The sequence below is a fragment of the Mesorhizobium loti R88b genome, from assembly GCF_013170845.1.
In the GTDB taxonomy this organism is placed as follows: Bacteria; Pseudomonadota; Alphaproteobacteria; order Rhizobiales; family Rhizobiaceae; genus Mesorhizobium; species Mesorhizobium loti_B.
Genome location: NZ_CP033367.1, coordinates 6,068,179 through 6,084,333 on the forward strand (window position 1 = coordinate 6,068,179; position 16,155 = coordinate 6,084,333).

15 protein-coding genes are annotated in these 16,155 nt (G+C 61.8%); 8 read left to right on the plus strand and 7 right to left on the minus strand.

Going from position 1 to position 16,155, the window contains the following annotated elements:
- Positions 1-126 precede the first annotated feature (126 nt).
- A complete protein-coding gene (locus EB235_RS29640; protein ID WP_155256482.1) occupies positions 127-450 on the plus strand; it encodes a hypothetical protein in 324 nt (107 codons plus the stop codon).
- Here the strand turns inward: EB235_RS29640 and EB235_RS29645 are convergent.
- Positions 420-1,940: an aldehyde dehydrogenase family protein gene (locus EB235_RS29645; protein ID WP_027033847.1), complete on the minus strand. Its 1,521-nt coding sequence runs from the start codon at positions 1,938-1,940 to the stop codon at positions 420-422. The genes EB235_RS29640 and EB235_RS29645 overlap by 31 nt on opposite strands.
- Before the next feature lie 147 nt (positions 1,941-2,087).
- Between EB235_RS29645 and adhP the strand changes: the two genes are divergently transcribed.
- Both adhP and EB235_RS29655 read left to right on the plus strand, forming a co-directional pair.
- Entirely contained in the window at positions 2,088-3,161 is a 1,074-nt protein-coding gene (gene adhP / locus EB235_RS29650; RefSeq protein ID WP_032926034.1) for an alcohol dehydrogenase AdhP, read from the plus strand.
- A 105-nt stretch (positions 3,162-3,266) separates the two neighbouring features.
- Positions 3,267-3,698 (plus strand): potassium channel family protein, encoded by a 432-nt coding sequence (locus EB235_RS29655; protein ID WP_027033845.1) that lies wholly within the window; start codon positions 3,267-3,269, stop codon positions 3,696-3,698.
- 109 nt (positions 3,699-3,807) lie between these two features.
- On the opposite strand, the gene EB235_RS29660 is transcribed toward EB235_RS29655, so the two are convergent.
- The 6 genes from EB235_RS29660 to EB235_RS29685 form a co-directional block, all read right to left on the minus strand.
- On the minus strand, positions 3,808-4,524 hold the full coding sequence (locus EB235_RS29660) for a DUF6920 family protein (protein ID WP_027033844.1): 717 nt from the start codon (positions 4,522-4,524) through the stop codon (positions 3,808-3,810).
- 11 nt (positions 4,525-4,535) lie between these two features.
- A complete protein-coding gene (locus tag EB235_RS29665) occupies positions 4,536-4,904 on the minus strand; it encodes a hypothetical protein (RefSeq protein WP_027033843.1) in 369 nt (122 codons plus the stop codon).
- Complete coding sequence (locus EB235_RS29670) at positions 4,901-5,959, minus strand: Acg family FMN-binding oxidoreductase (RefSeq protein ID WP_245268918.1); 1,059 nt, start codon at positions 5,957-5,959, stop codon at positions 4,901-4,903. Before EB235_RS29670 ends, EB235_RS29665 begins: the two co-directional genes overlap by 4 nt.
- Before the next feature lie 135 nt (positions 5,960-6,094).
- Positions 6,095-8,422 (minus strand): phosphoketolase family protein, encoded by a 2,328-nt coding sequence (locus EB235_RS29675; protein WP_245268981.1) that lies wholly within the window; start codon positions 8,420-8,422, stop codon positions 6,095-6,097.
- Positions 8,423-8,524: 102 nt separating this feature from the next.
- Entirely contained in the window at positions 8,525-11,107 is a 2,583-nt protein-coding gene (mgtA, locus tag EB235_RS29680) for a magnesium-translocating P-type ATPase (RefSeq protein WP_051429803.1), read from the minus strand.
- Positions 11,107-12,297: an acetate/propionate family kinase gene (locus EB235_RS29685; protein WP_027033839.1), complete on the minus strand. Its 1,191-nt coding sequence runs from the start codon at positions 12,295-12,297 to the stop codon at positions 11,107-11,109. The genes mgtA and EB235_RS29685 overlap by 1 nt, the downstream gene beginning before the upstream one ends.
- Before the next feature lie 269 nt (positions 12,298-12,566).
- Between EB235_RS29685 and EB235_RS29690 the strand changes: the two genes are divergently transcribed.
- The 5 genes from EB235_RS29690 (at position 12,567) to EB235_RS29710 (ending at position 16,089) form a co-directional block, all read left to right on the plus strand.
- Positions 12,567-12,818, plus strand: a complete 252-nt coding sequence (locus EB235_RS29690) for a biotin/lipoyl-containing protein (protein ID WP_027033838.1) — start codon at positions 12,567-12,569, stop codon at positions 12,816-12,818.
- Between the two features lie 53 nt (positions 12,819-12,871).
- Positions 12,872-13,318, plus strand: a complete 447-nt coding sequence (locus EB235_RS29695) for a pyridoxamine 5'-phosphate oxidase family protein (RefSeq protein ID WP_027033837.1) — start codon at positions 12,872-12,874, stop codon at positions 13,316-13,318.
- A gap of 161 nt (positions 13,319-13,479) precedes the next feature.
- Positions 13,480-15,000, plus strand: a complete 1,521-nt coding sequence (locus EB235_RS29700) for a PAS domain-containing sensor histidine kinase (RefSeq protein ID WP_027033836.1) — start codon at positions 13,480-13,482, stop codon at positions 14,998-15,000.
- Complete coding sequence (fixJ, locus tag EB235_RS29705) at positions 14,993-15,607, plus strand: response regulator FixJ (RefSeq protein WP_027033835.1); 615 nt, start codon at positions 14,993-14,995, stop codon at positions 15,605-15,607. The genes EB235_RS29700 and fixJ overlap by 8 nt, the downstream gene beginning before the upstream one ends.
- 122 nt (positions 15,608-15,729) lie before the next feature.
- Positions 15,730-16,089: a hypothetical protein gene (locus EB235_RS29710; protein ID WP_155256481.1), complete on the plus strand. Its 360-nt coding sequence runs from the start codon at positions 15,730-15,732 to the stop codon at positions 16,087-16,089.
- Positions 16,090-16,155: the final 66 nt, after the last annotated feature.

The following is a 16,155-nucleotide window of genomic DNA, read 5'->3' on the forward strand; positions in this document are numbered from 1 at the left end:
CTTCACCAACAGCACGAAGTCCGACACCAGGACCGTCAAAAAATTACGCTTTTGATTTTAAAGGGAAAATCGCCACAAAAAATACTTCGAGGTTTCACCAACTATCGGGACCAATCGGACGATTTCTTGCACATCTGGGCTTTCGACGAGGCGCGTCCGCCGTCTCGAAAAGTACCGTCACCCGCTGCAAATGGGGCATTTCTCGTTGCGAAATCAATGGTCATGGTGGGTCTGGATGGCGCGCCAGACCCACTAATTTCATTGGCCTTTTCGTGGCCCAAATCTGAAATCTTCCTCTATTGTTCCGCACGGTCCCGCACGCCCGCCATAAACTCGAAACTGATTGCCACCTTCCCCTGCCGTATCGTGCCGCTGGGCGATGGCGCATCAAGCGCCACCTTCGAGCGGCGGATCGAGACTCAGAAAAATCCCAGCGCTTTGGTCGAGTAGCTGACCAGCAGATTCTTTGTCTGTTGATAATGGTCGAGCATCATCTTGTGGTTTTCCCGCCCGAACCCGGAAGCTTTGTAACCGCCGAAGGCGGCATGGGCGGGATAGGCGTGATAGCAATTGGTCCACACCCGTCCCGCCTGGATGCCGCGCCCTACCCGGTAGGCATCGTTGCCATTGCGCGACCAGACGCCGGCACCGAGACCATAGATGGTGTCATTGCCGATGCGGATCGCATCCTCGACAGTCTTGAACGTCGTGACCGACAGGACAGGACCAAAAATCTCCTCTTGGAAGATCCGCATGCTGTTGTCGCCGCTGAACACGGTCGGCTTCACGAAGTAGCCCTTGTCGAGGTCGCCACCGAGATCGGCGCGCTCGCCGCCAGTCAGGCATTTGGCGCCTTCCTGCTTGCCGATCTCGATATAGTCGAGGATCTTGGTCAACTGATCTTCGGAAGCCTGCGCGCCCATCTGCGTCAAAGGGTCGAGCGGATCGCCGACCTTGATCTTCGCAACGCGGGCAACCGCGCGCTCCATGAACTTGTCGAAGATCGATTCTTGGACGAGCGCTCGCGAAGGGCAGGTGCAGACCTCGCCTTTGTTGAACGCAAAAAGGGCGAAGCCTTCAAGCGCCTTGTCAAAGAATTCGTCGTCGGCATCCATCACGTCGGCCATGAAGATGTTCGGCGACTTGCCGCCCAATTCCATGGTCTGCGGAATAAGGTGCTCGGCCGCATACCCCATGATCTGCCTTCCCGTCGTCGTCTCGCCGGTGAACGACACCTTGGAAATGCGCGGATTGGCGGCGATTGCCCGACCGACCGACGCGCCCGGACCGGTGATGACGTTGAGCACGCCGGGCGGCAGGATATCCGCCGTGATACCGGCGAAGATCAAGAGCGTCAGCGGTGTGTTGGAGGCCGGCTTGATCACCGTGCAATTGCCAGCCGCAAGCGCCGGCGCGATCTTCCATGCCGCCATCAGCAGCGGGAAATTCCAGGGAATGATCTGGCCGACGACACCCAGCGGCTCCTTGAAGTGATAAGCGATGGTGTCGTCATCAATTGTCGAAATGGAGCCTTCGTCAGCGCGGATGCAACCTGCGAAGTACCGGAAATGGTCGATGGCAAGCGGCACGTCGGCACCCCGCGTCTCGCGGATCGGCTTGCCGTTGTCCAGCGTTTCGGCCAGCGCCAGCAGCTCGAGATTCTCCTCCATGCGGTCGGCGACTTTGTTGAGCAGCCGCGACCGCTCGGCAGGCGCCATGCGCGCCCAGCCGTCCTTGGCCTTATAGGCTGCGTCGAGCGCGGCTTCCACGTCCGCAGGCGTCGACTTCGCGACCTCGACCAGGCGTTGGCCGTTGATTGGGCTGTAGTCGGTGAAATACTGCCCGTCCAACGGCGCGACCCATTTCCCGCCGATGAAGTTGCCATAGCGGGCTGGAATATTTCCCTTGGAGCGGATGAGTTCGAGGGCGTGCTGGGACATGGCAACTTCCTTGTCTTGAAGCCCGGGAACATCCCAGGGCCAACGGAAACCCAGCCTTACGGCCTGCCCCGATACACACATTGATTTCGGTCAAAGCGCCTTACGCCCCGATGCTTAGTTTGCCTTCATCGACAAAGGAGTTGGATCATGGTCAAGACGATGAAGGCCGCCGTCGTACGGGCATTCGGCAAGCCGCTTACGATCGAGGATGTGCCGGTCCCCGTACCCGGGCCAGGTGAACTGCTCGTCAAGGTCATCGCCTGCGGCGTTTGCCATACGGACCTGCATGCCGCCTCGGGCGACTGGCCGGTGAAGCCTGTGCCGCCCTTCATCCCCGGCCATGAAGTGGCGGGCGTTGTAGCCGCGCTCGGGCCAGGAGTGAGCGATTTCAAGGAGGGTGATCCGGTCGGCGTCGCCTGGCTGCACGACGCCTGCCTGAGCTGCGAATATTGCGAGACCGGTTGGGAGACGCTGTGCGAGCATCAGCACGATACCGGCTATAGCTGCGATGGCGGCTTCGCCGAATATGTCATCGCTTCGGCGGCCTTCACCGCGCGCCTTCCAGCCGGTGTCGATTTCGCCCAGATGGCCCCGATCCTGTGCGCTGGCGTTACCACCTATAAGGGGTTGAAGGAGACCGAGGCACGTCCGGGCGAATGGGTGGCGATTTCAGGCATAGGCGGTCTCGGCCATGTGGCGGTCCAGTATGCCAAGGCGATGGGCTTCAAGGTTGTGGCGCTCGACGTCACGCCCGACAAGCTCGCTCTGGCGCGTGCGACCGGAGCGGATGTGGCCATCGACGCCCGCTCCCCGAACGCTGTGGCGGAGGTGCTCAAGGCGACAGGTGGCGGTGCCCACGGCATTCTGGTGACGGCCGTCTCGCCACCAGCCTTTTCCCAGGCGGTGCACATGGTGCGCCGCAAGGGTACGGTCGCCCTGGTCGGTCTGCCGGCGGGAGAATTCCCGACCCCGATCTTCGACGTCGTGCTGAAGCGCATCACCTTGCGCGGATCCATCGTCGGCACGCGACGCGATCTCGATGAGGCCATCGCCTTCGCCGCCGAGGGCAAGGTCCGGGCCGAGATCACCAAAGCGCCGTTGGGCGACATCAATGCTGTCCTCGCCCGGCTCAAGGCGGGCAAGATCGACGGCCGCGTGGTGCTGGATCTCACCGCGCCGATAGAGACCAGTGCGAGGAAGACCGAAGCCGCATACGCGTAAAGACATCCGGCGGCCGAGCATCTCGATTTCAGGCGAAGCTTGGCCGCCGCCAAGGATTGATCTCGCACAAGGACCGAGGCATCCGCGGCATCTACGTTTCCGCGGATGATCCTCAATCTGCTCATCGGCACCGTCGTCATCAGTCTGACGGTCCTGGTCCACACGTTTGGCCTGATCGCCGTTACCCATGCGATGGGATATCTTGTGGCGCGGTTTCGCATGCATGGACGTCACAGCCGTATGATCGCAATGATCAGCGTGGTGATGGGGCTCTTCGCGGTGATGACCACCGAGATTTGGCTCTGGGCCGGACTGTACCGGCTGCTTGATATCTTCGCCGACTTCGAGACCGCCCTATATTTCTCGACCATTACCTTTTCAACGGTCGGCTATGGCGACGTCGTACCCGCTCATGCATGGCGCGTGCTGGCGGCACTGGGGGGCGTGAACGGATTTCTGCTCATTGGCTGGTCGACCGCCTACCTGATCGCAGCGGGAACCCGCATCGGCCCGTTCAAGGCCGGCGAGCATTTCTGATCGAGGTTCAAACCACCACCGAATGACGGCTCGAATGAGAATTTCCATCACCGCAATTATAGCTGCAACATGACGCCGAGGTCGAACACCCGTGATCCTGACGCACAGATCAAACACCATCGTTGGATGCGTCCCAACGTTCGATCCGACCCTGCCAGTAGACGGTTTCCTTCCCGTCGATTTCCCAGGCGACCTCTCCGGCAGACGGAAGCCACATATTACCGTGCTGACGATAGTCGGAGAAACGGCCGCGCCACGGAGTTGGCAGGATTGGTGCCGTGGCCGAACGCGGTCTATCCGGCGCAAAGGCACCGGCAATCCTCCCCTCGCTGTCGAGGCTGAGCGTGACTTCGGCCGCTGTCTCTCCCACGCCGGCGCTCACGGCCAGACTGTCGGGACCGTCTTCACGCCAGCGCAGGGTGGTGTTGAAGAGAATAGCGTCGGGCGCCCAGGCAAGTTCTGCAAGGTATCGCATCAGCTCGCCGCGCATCAGCGCCGAGGAGTGCTCGGCGCGGGCGATCGGGATGACCCCGAGCGCCATGACATCCAACCGCCCCTGGCCGCCCTTCAACGCATCGCGCACCGAGATCATGCCGAAGGGACCAAACCGTGCCCGCCAGTCGAAGGCACATTCGCACGTGGAGACTGTTTGTGTTGCGGAAAATGACATCCAGGACGTGGCGCCAAGCCGCTGTTTCATCCGTCCGGTTTGCTTGAGCTTGACCGTCGTTCGGCTCATCTCGGGACTGGCGCCGAGACGTAGCGCCAGGTCATAGACGGCGGCTGGCAACCGCTTCCTGATCAGAAGATCATCCTCAGCCATCATGCGGCCTTCCTCTATGTTGACGCATTGCTCCACCTCGCGAGCGTGGCCGCTATCCCGGCCACATAGAGGGTCCCGAAGATCAGCTTGTTGTGGCGCGCGAGCCATTCCGGAAGATAGATGTCGAAGTTATCGCGTCGGTCGCCGGTGTAGCCCGCAGCGACGGATGTGAGGGGGCACTGCCATCCGTTCAGGACCAGCACGAGCACCTCCACCAGGACGACGCCGATCGACAGCGCCGCGTGGAAAAAGTCGCCCCGCAAGGCGAACAACCAGATCGCGAGGATGCAGGCGACGAAGAAGACCCAGACGACAGTGTGAATGGCCTTGATTGTCACGAGCCGTGCCGCCGATGCGGGTGGGTTCTGAACGGGAGCGTTCAAGATATGATTACTCTTTCTGCTGGCCGGCGCGCCGAGAAGGGGAGCGCGGCTCCGTAGCCGAAGCGCATGACGAGGTCAGGACGTCGCCCGGGCATGCCGACAAGCGTCGCCAATTCCGGCCGCAGGCCAGCGATTTCGACGGGCTGATTGATGAAAGCGTGCTTGAGGCCGAGCGCGGTTGCCTGCAATGCGAAACGCTGGCAGGCGCGGCCTGCCAGAACCCAATGCTCGCGGTCATCCTTTTGTGCGACGAAGACGGCGACGCCGGCCGAAGAGGCGAGCTGTCGAGCGTATTTTTCGTTCTCGGCCTTGGCTTTGAAGACGAGATCGAACATGACCCGACCAAGCCATTCCGGAAGGGTGGGATTGCCGGTTGATGCGCTGAAGAGGCCATCGCCGGTCACCATCGCCTGCCGGGGGCTGAAGCGCAGCCAGGTCTTCAGTTCGCGCACGAAGGCGGCGTCGGCGATCTGCGCATTGTTGCCCGCGACGACCAGGTCGCGCACGCGGTCGATCCGTGGCCGATCCGTGATAAGAACGTGATCGACGCCCGGCACGGCCACTGCAGCTGAAAGCGTCTGCAAGTCTCGGCTGCTGACCGCTTTGCCGTCATAGTCGCCACGTGTCGATTGCCGCTTCGGGATCGCATCGAACAGCGCCGGCTCGATAGGTGTCCTGCCGCCGAACGCGAACATCACGGCACCGTCATTCGCGGGGTTGAAACTGAGTTCGCCCGGCTTTCCACGCGCGCTGCCGGCGATGGCCAGGTTTTCCGCAGCGCAACCGAGACTGGCAAACAGATGATGATTGTCCGGGTCGACAATCGCGATCTGTCGCGCCATGTCGGGCAGAATTTCTATCCCGACATCACTGACTTTGAAGAGCCACGGCTGGGTGTTGTGGCTATTCGCAGCAAGCGTCGCGTAGCGGATCAGATCGCTCGTCCCAGGCGCCTGCTTCAGTGCCGAGCGGGTCGCGGCCACCGAGGCGTTGTATTCCGCCATCGATCCCATGTTTCGGAGCCCGAAATAGGTTGCTGCGGCGCCGGCGACCATCAGGGCGCCTCCGCCGATCAGATATTGTCGCCTATTCATCGCTTTTGGCCGATCTGTCTTCGACAATCGCGAAGCGGCCAACAACGACCGGTGCGGTTGTCTTCAAATGAGTTAACTCGCAAAATCGACTGTGCCCTAGGAATTGGCGGACCATCGCCAGTCCCGGATCTCCGGCATGTCGACGCCGTGCTTTCGGATGTAGCGATCGTGTTCGACCAGCTTGTCGCGGATCGCTTGCTTGGCGTAGACGGCCGCCGCGCCAAGCCTTGGCACCCGGTCGATCACGTCGGCGACAAGATGAAAGCGGTCGAGCCTGTTGCGGACGACCATGTCGAAGGTGGTCGTCGTCGAGCCTTCTTCCTCGTAGCCACGAACGTGCATGTTGTCGTGATTGGTGCGCTTGTATGCCAGACGATGAATGAGCCAGGGATAACCGTGATAGGCGAAGATCACCGGCTTGTCCTTGGTGAACAATGCGTCGAAATCGCTGTCCGTGAGACCATGCGGATGCTGAGACTTTGGCTGCAGGGTCATTAAGTCAACGACGTTGACGACCCGCACTTTCAGATCCGGAATATACCCCCGAAGCAGATCGACGGCGGCAAGCGTCTCGACCGTGGGCACATCGCCGGCGCAGGCCATCACCACGTCGGGATCGCCACCGCGATCATTGCTTGCCCATTCCCAGATGCCGATGCCTTGCGTGCAGTGCTTGATTGCCGCATCCATGTCGAGCCATTGCGGCGCCGGCGCCTTGCCCGCGACGATGACGTTGATCCGGTCCCAGCTTCTGAGACAGTGGTCGGTGACGTAGAGCAGCGTGTTGGCATCCGGCGGCAGATAGACGCGGACGGTATCGGCCTTCTTGTTGACGACGTGGTCGATGAAGCCCGGGTCCTGATGGCTGAAGCCGTTGTGGTCCTGCTGCCAGACATGGGATGTGAGCAGGTAGTTCAAGGACGCGATCGGCTGCCGCCATGGCACGTCGCGCGAGGTCTTCAGCCATTTCGCATGTTGGTTGAACATCGAATCGATAATGTGGATGAAGGCCTCGTAGCAGGAAAACAACCCATGGCGTCCGGTCAGCAGATAGCCTTCCAGCCAACCCTGGCAAAGATGCTCGCTGAGTACTTCCATGACGCGTCCCGAAGGTGCCAGATGATCGTCCTCCGATGTGGCGCTGGCATCCCAGGCGCGGTTGGTGACTTCAAAGAGTGCCTGGAGGCGGTTGGAGGCCGTCTCGTCAGGCCCGAAAACCCGAAAGTTGCGCGTCGCATCGTTGGCCTTCATGACATCACGCAGGAATGTTCCCATCACTCGCGTTGCCTCGGCCTCAGCAGCGCCCGGAGACGCCACGGCTACTGCATAGCCGGTATAATCGGGTAGCCGCAGCGGGCGCTTCAGGGCGCCGCCATTGGCGCGCGGATTGGCGCTCATGCGCCTGTTGCCAGCAGGCGCCAACGCCGCGATCTCGGCGTGCAACCGTCCGGCTTCGTCGAACAATTCCTGCGGCTGGTAACTGCGCAGCCAGTCTTCCAGCAGTTTGAGATGCCCCGGCTTGGTCATGTCGCTGAACGGCACCTGGTGTGAACGCCATGACCCTTCCGTCTTGAGGCCGTCGACGGACTTCGGCCCGGTCCAGCCCTTGGGGCTGCGCAGGACGATCATCGGCCAGCGCGGGCGCGCGGAGACGCCGGCTTTGCGTGCGTCATGCTGGATCTGCTTTATCCGCTGAAAGGCCCCTTCCATGGCCGCCGCCATCTTCTGATGCATGATCTCCGGCTCCTCGCCTTCGACGAAGATCGGGTCGTAGCCGTAGCCTCGAAAGAGAGCCTCCAACTCCTCCGGGGATATGCGCGCCAGCACGGTCGGGTTGGCGATCTTGAAGCCATTCAGGTGCAGGATCGGCAACACCGCTCCGTCGGCGGCCGGATTGAGGAACTTGTTGGAATGCCATGATGCCGCCAGCGGGCCGGTTTCGGCTTCGCCGTCGCCGACAACACAGGCGACGATCAGATCGGGATTGTCGAGGACGGCGCCGTGGGCATGCGCAAGCGAATAGCCGAGTTCGCCGCCTTCATGGATCGAGCCGGGAGTCTCGGGCGCGGCATGGCTTGGAATGCCGCCTGGAAACGAGAATTGCCGCACAAGGCGGCGCAATCCGTCCTCGTCCCGGGAGATGTCGGGATAGAGTTCGCTGTAGGTGCCCTCGAGATAGGTGTTTGCGACGATACCTGGCGCGCCATGTCCGGGGCCGGCAATGAACAGGACGTCGAGATCCCTCGCCTTGATGATCCGGTTCAGATGGACATAGATGAAGTTCAGGCCTGGCGTCGTCCCCCAATGGCCGAGCAGGCGCGGTTTGACGTGCTCGAGTTTGAGAGGTTCGCGCAGGAGCGGATTGTCGAGGAGATAGACCTGTCCCACCGACAGGTAATTCGCCGCGCGCCACCAGGCGTGCATGAGCTTGAGCGTATTCGGCTCCAGAACAGTTGGTTCTGTCGCCAAACCCTGAGGTTTATGTACTGTCATTGCGATACTCCTGATGACGTCAAAAATGAATGGTCACGCGTGGATCCGGGCCGCGCGCGATGCCGGGCCGACGGCCAGAGGTTTCAACAGTTCCGCCGACACGAGGTAGGCGATCACGATGGCGCCGATGCCTGCCAGCATCGGCACGGAAGGCGTTTCAAAGCCGAACCAGAGGCCGAGAGGCGTGAACGGCAGAACCATGGCAACGACCAATGCCACGAGCGAGGAGGCCGCCAGGGGCAAGCGGGGAAGATCCTGCCAAGGCCGGCCATTGGTGCGGATGATGAAGATGACGAGGATTTGCGTTGCCATGGATTCCAGGAACCAGGCGGTGCGGAACTCCGCGGCAGAGGCATGGAAGATCAGCAGCAGCGCCCCGAAGGTCATGAAATCGAACAGCGAGGAGAGCGGTCCCATAACACCGGCGAACCGCATCAGGCCGCGCATGTCCCAGACCTGCGGCCGCGCCGTGGCTTCGGCCCGGACGCCGTCGAAGGGAATGCCGAGTTCGGACAGGTCGTAGAGCAGGTTGTTCAACAGGATCTGCGTCGGCAGCATGGGCAGGAATGGCAGTGCCATGGCCGCTACCGCCATCGACAGCATGTTGCCGAAATTCGAACTGGCGCCCATGCGCACGTATTTGAGGATATTGGCGAATGTCCGCCGGCCCTGCTCGACGCCGTCAGCGACGACTTCGAGGTCGGATGCCAGGAGGATCATGTCGGCGGCGGCCTGCGCCACGCCGCTTGCGCCGTCGACCGAGAGGCCGATGTCGGCAACCTTGAGTGCTGGCGCGTCGTTGATGCCGTCACCGAGATAGCCGACAATGGCGCCCCTGGCCTGCAGCGCCTTTATGATCCGGGATTTCTGGTCCGGCGCCAGTCGTCCATAGGCGTCGACCGACTGGACCTGGACCGCGAGCGCTTCATCGCTCAACGCCACGATGTCGGCGCCGGACAGGACTTTCCCGGCATTCAGGCCGACAAGTCCGGCAAGTCGCTTGACCACAACCGGATCGTCGCCGGACAGGATCTTGAGCCTGACACCGGCATTTGCAAGGCGGGCTATCGCGGCAGCGGCAGTAGGTTTGGGCGGGTCGGCGAAGGCGCATAGCCCCTCGAAAACGAGGTTTGCCTCGTCGGCCGATTCCACGTCATGGGTCGATCCCGACCATGGGCGTGAGGCCACGGCGATGGTTCTCAAACCATCGCCTGCCAGGGCATGAACCCGTTCGATCGCCTGAGCTCGTTCAGGCTCCCCCACCCGAATGGACGTGTCTCCGGTTCGCTGGGTGGAGCAGAGCGCCAGGACCGCTTCCGGCGCGCCCTTGACGATGAGCAGCAGGCCCTCTGGACCGGCCGCGAGCACGGACCCCAGCCGCCGGCTGAAATCGAAGGCATGCCGGCCCGACAGGGTCCAGCCCCGCGATGCATCGGCCGAGCCCTGGATCAGCGCCGCATCGAGCGAACCGCGATCGCCACCGAGATCGGCCGCGATGGCGCCGAGCCGGGCGGCGCGCGCATCCTCGCTGCCGGCCGGGTCGAGACTGCGGGCAAGCGTGATCTCCGCCGAGGTCAGTGTGCCGGTCTTGTCCGTGCACAGCACCGTCATCGCGCCAAGGTCATGGATCGAGGCAAGCCGTTTGACGATGACCTTGCGACGCGCCATGCGCATGGCGCCGCGCGACAGGGTGACGGTCGTGATCATCGGCAGGAGTTCGGGCGTCAGGCCAACGCCAAGCGCCACCGCGAACAGCACCGAGTCCAGCACCGAGCGGCCAAGCAGCACGCGGGTGGCAAGGACGACAACCACCAGCGCCAGGCTCAGCCGCGCGATGACAAGGCCGAACTGATGCAGATCGCGCTCGAACGGCGATGGCGCTTGTGCCTCGGCGAGTGCCGACGCGGCGGCGCCAAACACAGTCGACCGGCCGGTGCCGACGACGAGCGCTATCGCTTCACCGGTCTGCGTGACCGCACCCCGGAACAAGGCATTCGCCGCTTCTCCGGGGCTTGTCGCCGTGACCACGCCCGAACGCTTCTCGACCGCATAGGGTTCACCGGTCAGCGCCGCCTCGCCGGCGGTGCAGGCCGTGCTGTCGAGGATCAGGGCGTCCGCGGGGATGATGTCGCCGGCGCGGACGCGCAGGATGTCGCCGGGGACGACTTTTTCGACGTCGATCTGGCGAAAGGAGCCGTCTCGCTTGACTTCGGCCTTCAGCGCCACGGAACGCCGCAGCACTTCGGCCGCCTTGACCGCGTGTCCCTCCTGCACGGTATCCAGGCCGATCGAAAGCACAAGAATCGCGACGATGATCCCGCCGCCGATCACGTCGCCCGTCGCCAACGACACTATGCCCGCCGCCAGCAGGATCAGCGAAAGCGGCTCGAGCAAGCGACGCAGGATCGCTCGCCACAAACCGTCGGTTTTCGCCGCCGCATCGCTGTTGGGACCATATTGGGCAAGCCTGGCTTCGGCATCCGCCGAACTCAGGCCGTCGCCGCCACAATGAAGAGCCGCGTAGAGAAAATCGGGCGTGCGCGTCCAGAACGCAGCGAGGGTATCGGGGCGTATTTCCCGTGCAGGCTTGTTCGGGAGATTGGCTGCCGAGATCATCAACGCGCCTTTGCTGCCTGGAAGACCGAACAGGTTTCCTCGGCTATGACTTGTTCTTCGTCGGTTGGAATGACGAGGACGGCTACCCCAGCGTCCGGCGCCTCGATCCGCGTCGCGTTCGCTGCATTCGCCACGGGATCGATGGCAACGCCGAGCCAGGAAAGATGGCCGCAGACGGCTGCCCGGATCTGGGGCTGATGCTCGCCGATACCGGCGGTAAAGACGATGCCGTCGAGCCCGCCCAGCGTATTGGCGATTGCCGCCGTCTCTCGGGCGATGCGGAATGCAAACAGGTCCAGTGCCTCGCGAGCGGCCGATGAGTCGTTGCCGATCAAATCGCGGCTGTCGGCGCTGATGCCGGAAACGCCGAGCAGCCCGGAGCGATGGTAGAGCATGTCCTCGACCGCCTCGATCGACAGGCCGCGTTGCTTCACCAGATGGATCAGGACACCTGGATCGAGAGCTCCGCAACGCGTTGCCATCGGAATGCCGTCCAGCGTCGAGAACCCCATGCTGGTGTCGCGGCTGACGCCGCCTTCAAGTCCGCACAGGCTTGCGCCGCTGCCCAGATGCGCCACGACGATGCGGCGGCTGGCGATGTCCGACGCGACCTGCCGCAGTTGCGCGGCAATGTATTTGTACGAGAGGCCGTGAAAGCCATAGCGCTTGATGCCCTCGTCGAAGAGCGAACGCGGCAGCGCGAAGCGGCGCACGAGATCGCTCTGGCTGCGATGGAAGGCGGTATCGAAGGATGCGACCTGCGGCAGGCCGGGCCGCAGATGCCGGATCGCCCTTATCAAGCGAACGCTCTGTGGCTGGTGAAGCGGCGCCAGAGGCACCAGCGCCTCGATTGCAGCGAGCGTCTCGTCGGTGATCGCCTCAGGCCCAGCGAACCGGTCGCCGCCATGAACGATGCGGTGTCCAACCGCAGCCAGCGCATTCACTGAAAAATGGTGCGCCAACCAGCCGAGGGTTTCTTCGATGACTTCGTGCAGTTCGTCGGAAACAGCCGCCTTCAGCGGAATATTCATGACGGTCGGACCTTCAGTTATCTGAAGCGCCAGCGGCTGATGGCGTAGATCGATGACACCTTTTCCAAGGCGGTGCGGCACACCCGCCTTGATCACGAATAGGCCGAGCTTGATCGTCGAGGATCCGGGATTGAAGGTCAGGAGAACAGGATCGGTCATGATACGATTTGATCACTGTTCTGCTCGCGCGACGCGAGCTTGCCATCAGCAACGGCTGGTGGACGATTTGGTTGCCACAAGGGTGTCTTTGTCCGGCGACGCCCTCAGCTATGCGGCCATGAAAAGCACTTGGTAACCGCCAACGCTTTGACGCCGATCAAGAAGATCCGTTTTCGTCTTGGTCTGATTGATCGGCGTTCTTCTTTGATCGCGATCAATGCTCGTTCCCTGCGATCCGCCTTAAGACTCTCGGCCAAAGGAGAATAGCGATGCAATATATCAAGACCGATGGCGAGCTGTGGGCGTCTGCCATGATGCCAGAGGGAATCGTCGAGCGATGGTTCATCGTCAGTGGTGCCGCGATCAGGGCTGGCGAGCGAATTGCCGAAATCCGCATAGAAGACGCGCTGCATGACATTGTCGCCCCCGCTGACGGGCGTGCGACGATAATCGCTGTGGTGAACGACATTATCGAACCCGGTTCGGTCCTGGCGACATTGGAGACGATGCGGCCTGACTGAGTTCGTCCGGTTCGAAAACACAAAGGACGCCCGGAAACCAGGAGATCGCACCAATGCAGATCCGCACGCTTACCGCCTTGGAATGTACGAAATTGCTGACGGCCAATCGTGTTGGTCGCCTGGCATGCGCGAAGGACGGGCAGCCCTACATCGTGCCGATCCACTATGCCCATGCCGACAACCACCTCTATGCGTTTTCGATGCCGGGCAAGAAGATCGAATGGATGCGCGCCAATCCACTGGTGTCTGTTCAGGTTGACGAACGCGGCGAAGGGCGCGGTTGGCGAAGCGTGGTCGTCGATGGCCGCTACGAAGAACTGCCGGACCGCGTCGGCCACAAGCTGGAGCGCGACCATGCTTGGTCGCTGCTCAGCAAGCACTCCGACTGGTGGGAGCCGGGCGCGCTCAAGCCGGTTGCGCCTCCGGTGGCGGACAGCGCACCGCATGTGTTTTTCCGGATTCTAATTGTGGCGGTCTCCGGCCGCGAGGCCCAGGATTAGCTGTCTTCGCCTGGCGGCAGCCCCCGTTTCGTTCAGCTAAGCCAGGATCGTGATTGGCGCCAAGCGCTTGGGATGCGCATTGCTTGCCGGTGGCGGATCATATTGAGTGCATTGAGAATCGCCGAAGCAGATAGTCGTTCTCGAAAATTGGTGGCCGTATCATGCCGGCAAGGGACATTACCGGATTGAAAGGCCGCTTCCTGCAGCTGGTCCTTTCCCGCCGCTTCGAGGGCGTAGACGGCTATCTGCTGGCGATTCTGGTCGTGGCGATAGCTTTCGCCATACGTTTCGTGCTGCAAGGTTTTCTGGACGAGAAGGCCATCTTCATCCTTTTCGTGCCGGCCATTCTCGTCGCTTCGATCGCCGGAGGGATCGGGCCGGGACTTTTGGCGGTCCTCCTCTCCTTTCCAACCGCTTTGTACTTGATTGCACTACAGTCGGAGCGCCCCGGCAATACCTTCGAATTGGCCGTGTTCGGGATCACGGGTGTGGTCATCGCGGCCTTGGGAGAGCTGCTTCATCATGCAAGACGATTGATGGACAGCACGCAAAGCGCGCTGGATGCCAGGGAGGCGCATCTTCGCTCCATACTCGACACGGCGCTCGACGCAACCGTGGTCATCGAGAAGGACGGCACCATCGTTTCGTTCAACGCTGCCGCGATCAGGCAATTCGGTTACGCCGAGCAAGAAGTGGTCGGGCAGAACGTCCACATCCTGATGCCGGAGCCGTACCATCATGAACACGATGGCTACATGAACCGATATCTCGCAACCGGGGAAAAGCGCATCATCGGCATCGACAGGGTCGTCGTTGGACGGCGAAAGGATGGGTCCACATTCCCCATGAAGCTGGCGGTCGGCGAGATGAAAACAGGCGGCAAAACCTTTTTCACCGGATTCATTCGCGATCTCACGGAGCGCGAAGAGTCGGCGGCTCGCTTCGAGGAAATACAAGGCGAGCTGGCGAGGATGGCGCGGCTCAACGAACTCGGCGAAATGGCCTCCACCCTCGCCCATGAATTGAACCAGCCGCTCTCGGCAATCGCAAACTATGTCCAGGGTTGCAGCCGCCTGCTTCGCGACGTCGACGACGCTCTGGCGTCCAGAATGCGAGAAGCCCTGGACGAGGCCGCGCGGCAAGCCCTGCGCGCAGGACAGATCATCCGTCATCTGCGCGAGTTCGTAACGCGGGGCGAAACCGAAAAGGCGCCAGAAGACATCCGCAAACTGGTCGAAGAGGCCGGCACGCTGGCGCTGGTCGGCTCTCGCGAGCGCGGCATTCGGTCGGTGTACAATTTCGCGCCGGAAGCGAAGACGGTCATGGCGGACCGCGTCCAGGTTCAACAGGTCCTGATCAACCTCATGCGCAACGCGATGGAGGCAATGCGCGACAGTGAACGGCGCGAACTCATGGTCAGCACGGCTTCCACTGGAGATGGAGCCGTCGTCATTGAGGTTTCCGATACTGGTCCTGGCATTTCCGAGGACATCGCGGCGCAGCTATTCAAGCCTTTCGTCACCACCAAGCCTGGCGGTATGGGTGTTGGCTTGTCCATCTCCAAGCGCATCGTGGAAGCCCATGGCGGCAAAATATCGGTGGCCAGGAATGACAATGGCGGCGCCACCTTCCGTTTCACGCTGCCGACAATCGAGGATGACGTCCGCAATGGCGATCACTGATTACACGGTCCACATCGTCGATGACGAGGAGGCGGTCAGGAAGTCCCTGGCGTTCCTGCTGACCATGAATGGTTTCGCCGTGCGGGTGCACAATTCAGCGACGGATTTTCTGGCATTCGCGCCCGGCATCAGCAACGGCTGCCTGGTGACGGATCTGCGCATGCCCGACATGAGCGGCGTCGAACTGTTACGCGCGCTGCAGGCAAGGCAAGCGATGCTGCCGGCCATCGTCATTACCGGCCACGGCGATGTGCCGATGGCCGTGGAGGCCATGAGGGCCGGTGCGCTGGACTTCATAGAGAAGCCGTTCGAGGACCAGATCCTCATCGAGGCCATAGGGCGTGCGGCCGAGCGGCTCGAGGAGCCGCAGCCGGCTGCCAATGATATCGCGGCCATCCAGGCGCGGCTCAAGGAATTGACGGAGCGCGAACAACAGGTGCTCGCGAGAGTCGTTGCTGGTCATGCCAATAAGACGATCGCTTACGATCTCAGCATCAGCCCACGTACAGTCGAGGTCCATCGCGCCAACGTCATGTCGAAGATGCAGGCAAAGAGCCTGCCTGAGCTGGTGCGCATGGCGTTGGCGGTGAAGTTCGGCCTCGCCTGAGCCACTGCGAGCCTCCGCTTGGAATTGATACAGCGCAAGGCGGGCCTTCGTCTATTGCGAATATACCTGCCGATAGCAGGCTGGCTAATGCCCGCCAGACCGCCTGTTGGAGGGCTCATTCCTTGACCATCGCCAGTATGGTTCTTGTCGTCGCCACCAATCCGGGGTTTCGGAAGTCACTTGAGTTTGCCCTTGAGGCCGAAGGTTATGTCGTGAATTCGCAAGCCCAGCTTGCAAGGGCAATCGCATCTCCGCTCAATCCGGCGATACGCTGTGCAATCGTCGATGAAGACGCGATCCGCAATTGGACGGATGGCTGGAACGATCTGGCCAACTTTCCCAGACCGGTCATCCTGCTGGTAGACCGCCCCTGGCCTTCGCCCGACCCGGACGGCGTGATGATCCTGGTCAAACCACTGCTTGGCAACGCGCTGATCGAAGCCGTCGAGCAGGTTATCGCGAGCGGCATCTCGGCGCTCTAAGTAGTTTCCCTTAGGGACATAACCGAATTTCGCAGACTACGGATTGCGCCCATTGCTGCTCCAACG

Coding starts and splice junctions, on each gene's coding strand:
- EB235_RS29675 (WP_245268981.1), bottom strand. CDS start 8,422: ATGCACGCCTGGTGGCGCGCGGCGAATTACCTGTCGGTGGGACAGGTC.
- EB235_RS29670 (WP_245268918.1), bottom strand. CDS start 5,959: ATGGTCGCCGGCGCCGCAGCAACCTATTTCGGGCTCCGAAACATGGGA.
- EB235_RS29645 (WP_027033847.1), bottom strand. CDS start 1,940: ATGTCCCAGCACGCCCTCGAACTCATCCGCTCCAAGGGAAATATTCCA.
- EB235_RS29700 (WP_027033836.1), top strand. CDS start 13,480: ATGCCGGCAAGGGACATTACCGGATTGAAAGGCCGCTTCCTGCAGCTG.
- EB235_RS29685 (WP_027033839.1), bottom strand. CDS start 12,297: ATGACCGATCCTGTTCTCCTGACCTTCAATCCCGGATCCTCGACGATC.
- mgtA (WP_051429803.1), bottom strand. CDS start 11,107: ATGATCTCGGCAGCCAATCTCCCGAACAAGCCTGCACGGGAAATACGC.
- EB235_RS29690 (WP_027033838.1), top strand. CDS start 12,567: ATGCAATATATCAAGACCGATGGCGAGCTGTGGGCGTCTGCCATGATG.
- EB235_RS29655 (WP_027033845.1), top strand. CDS start 3,267: ATGATCCTCAATCTGCTCATCGGCACCGTCGTCATCAGTCTGACGGTC.
- EB235_RS29695 (WP_027033837.1), top strand. CDS start 12,872: ATGCAGATCCGCACGCTTACCGCCTTGGAATGTACGAAATTGCTGACG.
- EB235_RS29660 (WP_027033844.1), bottom strand. CDS start 4,524: ATGATGGCTGAGGATGATCTTCTGATCAGGAAGCGGTTGCCAGCCGCC.
- adhP (WP_032926034.1), top strand. CDS start 2,088: ATGGTCAAGACGATGAAGGCCGCCGTCGTACGGGCATTCGGCAAGCCG.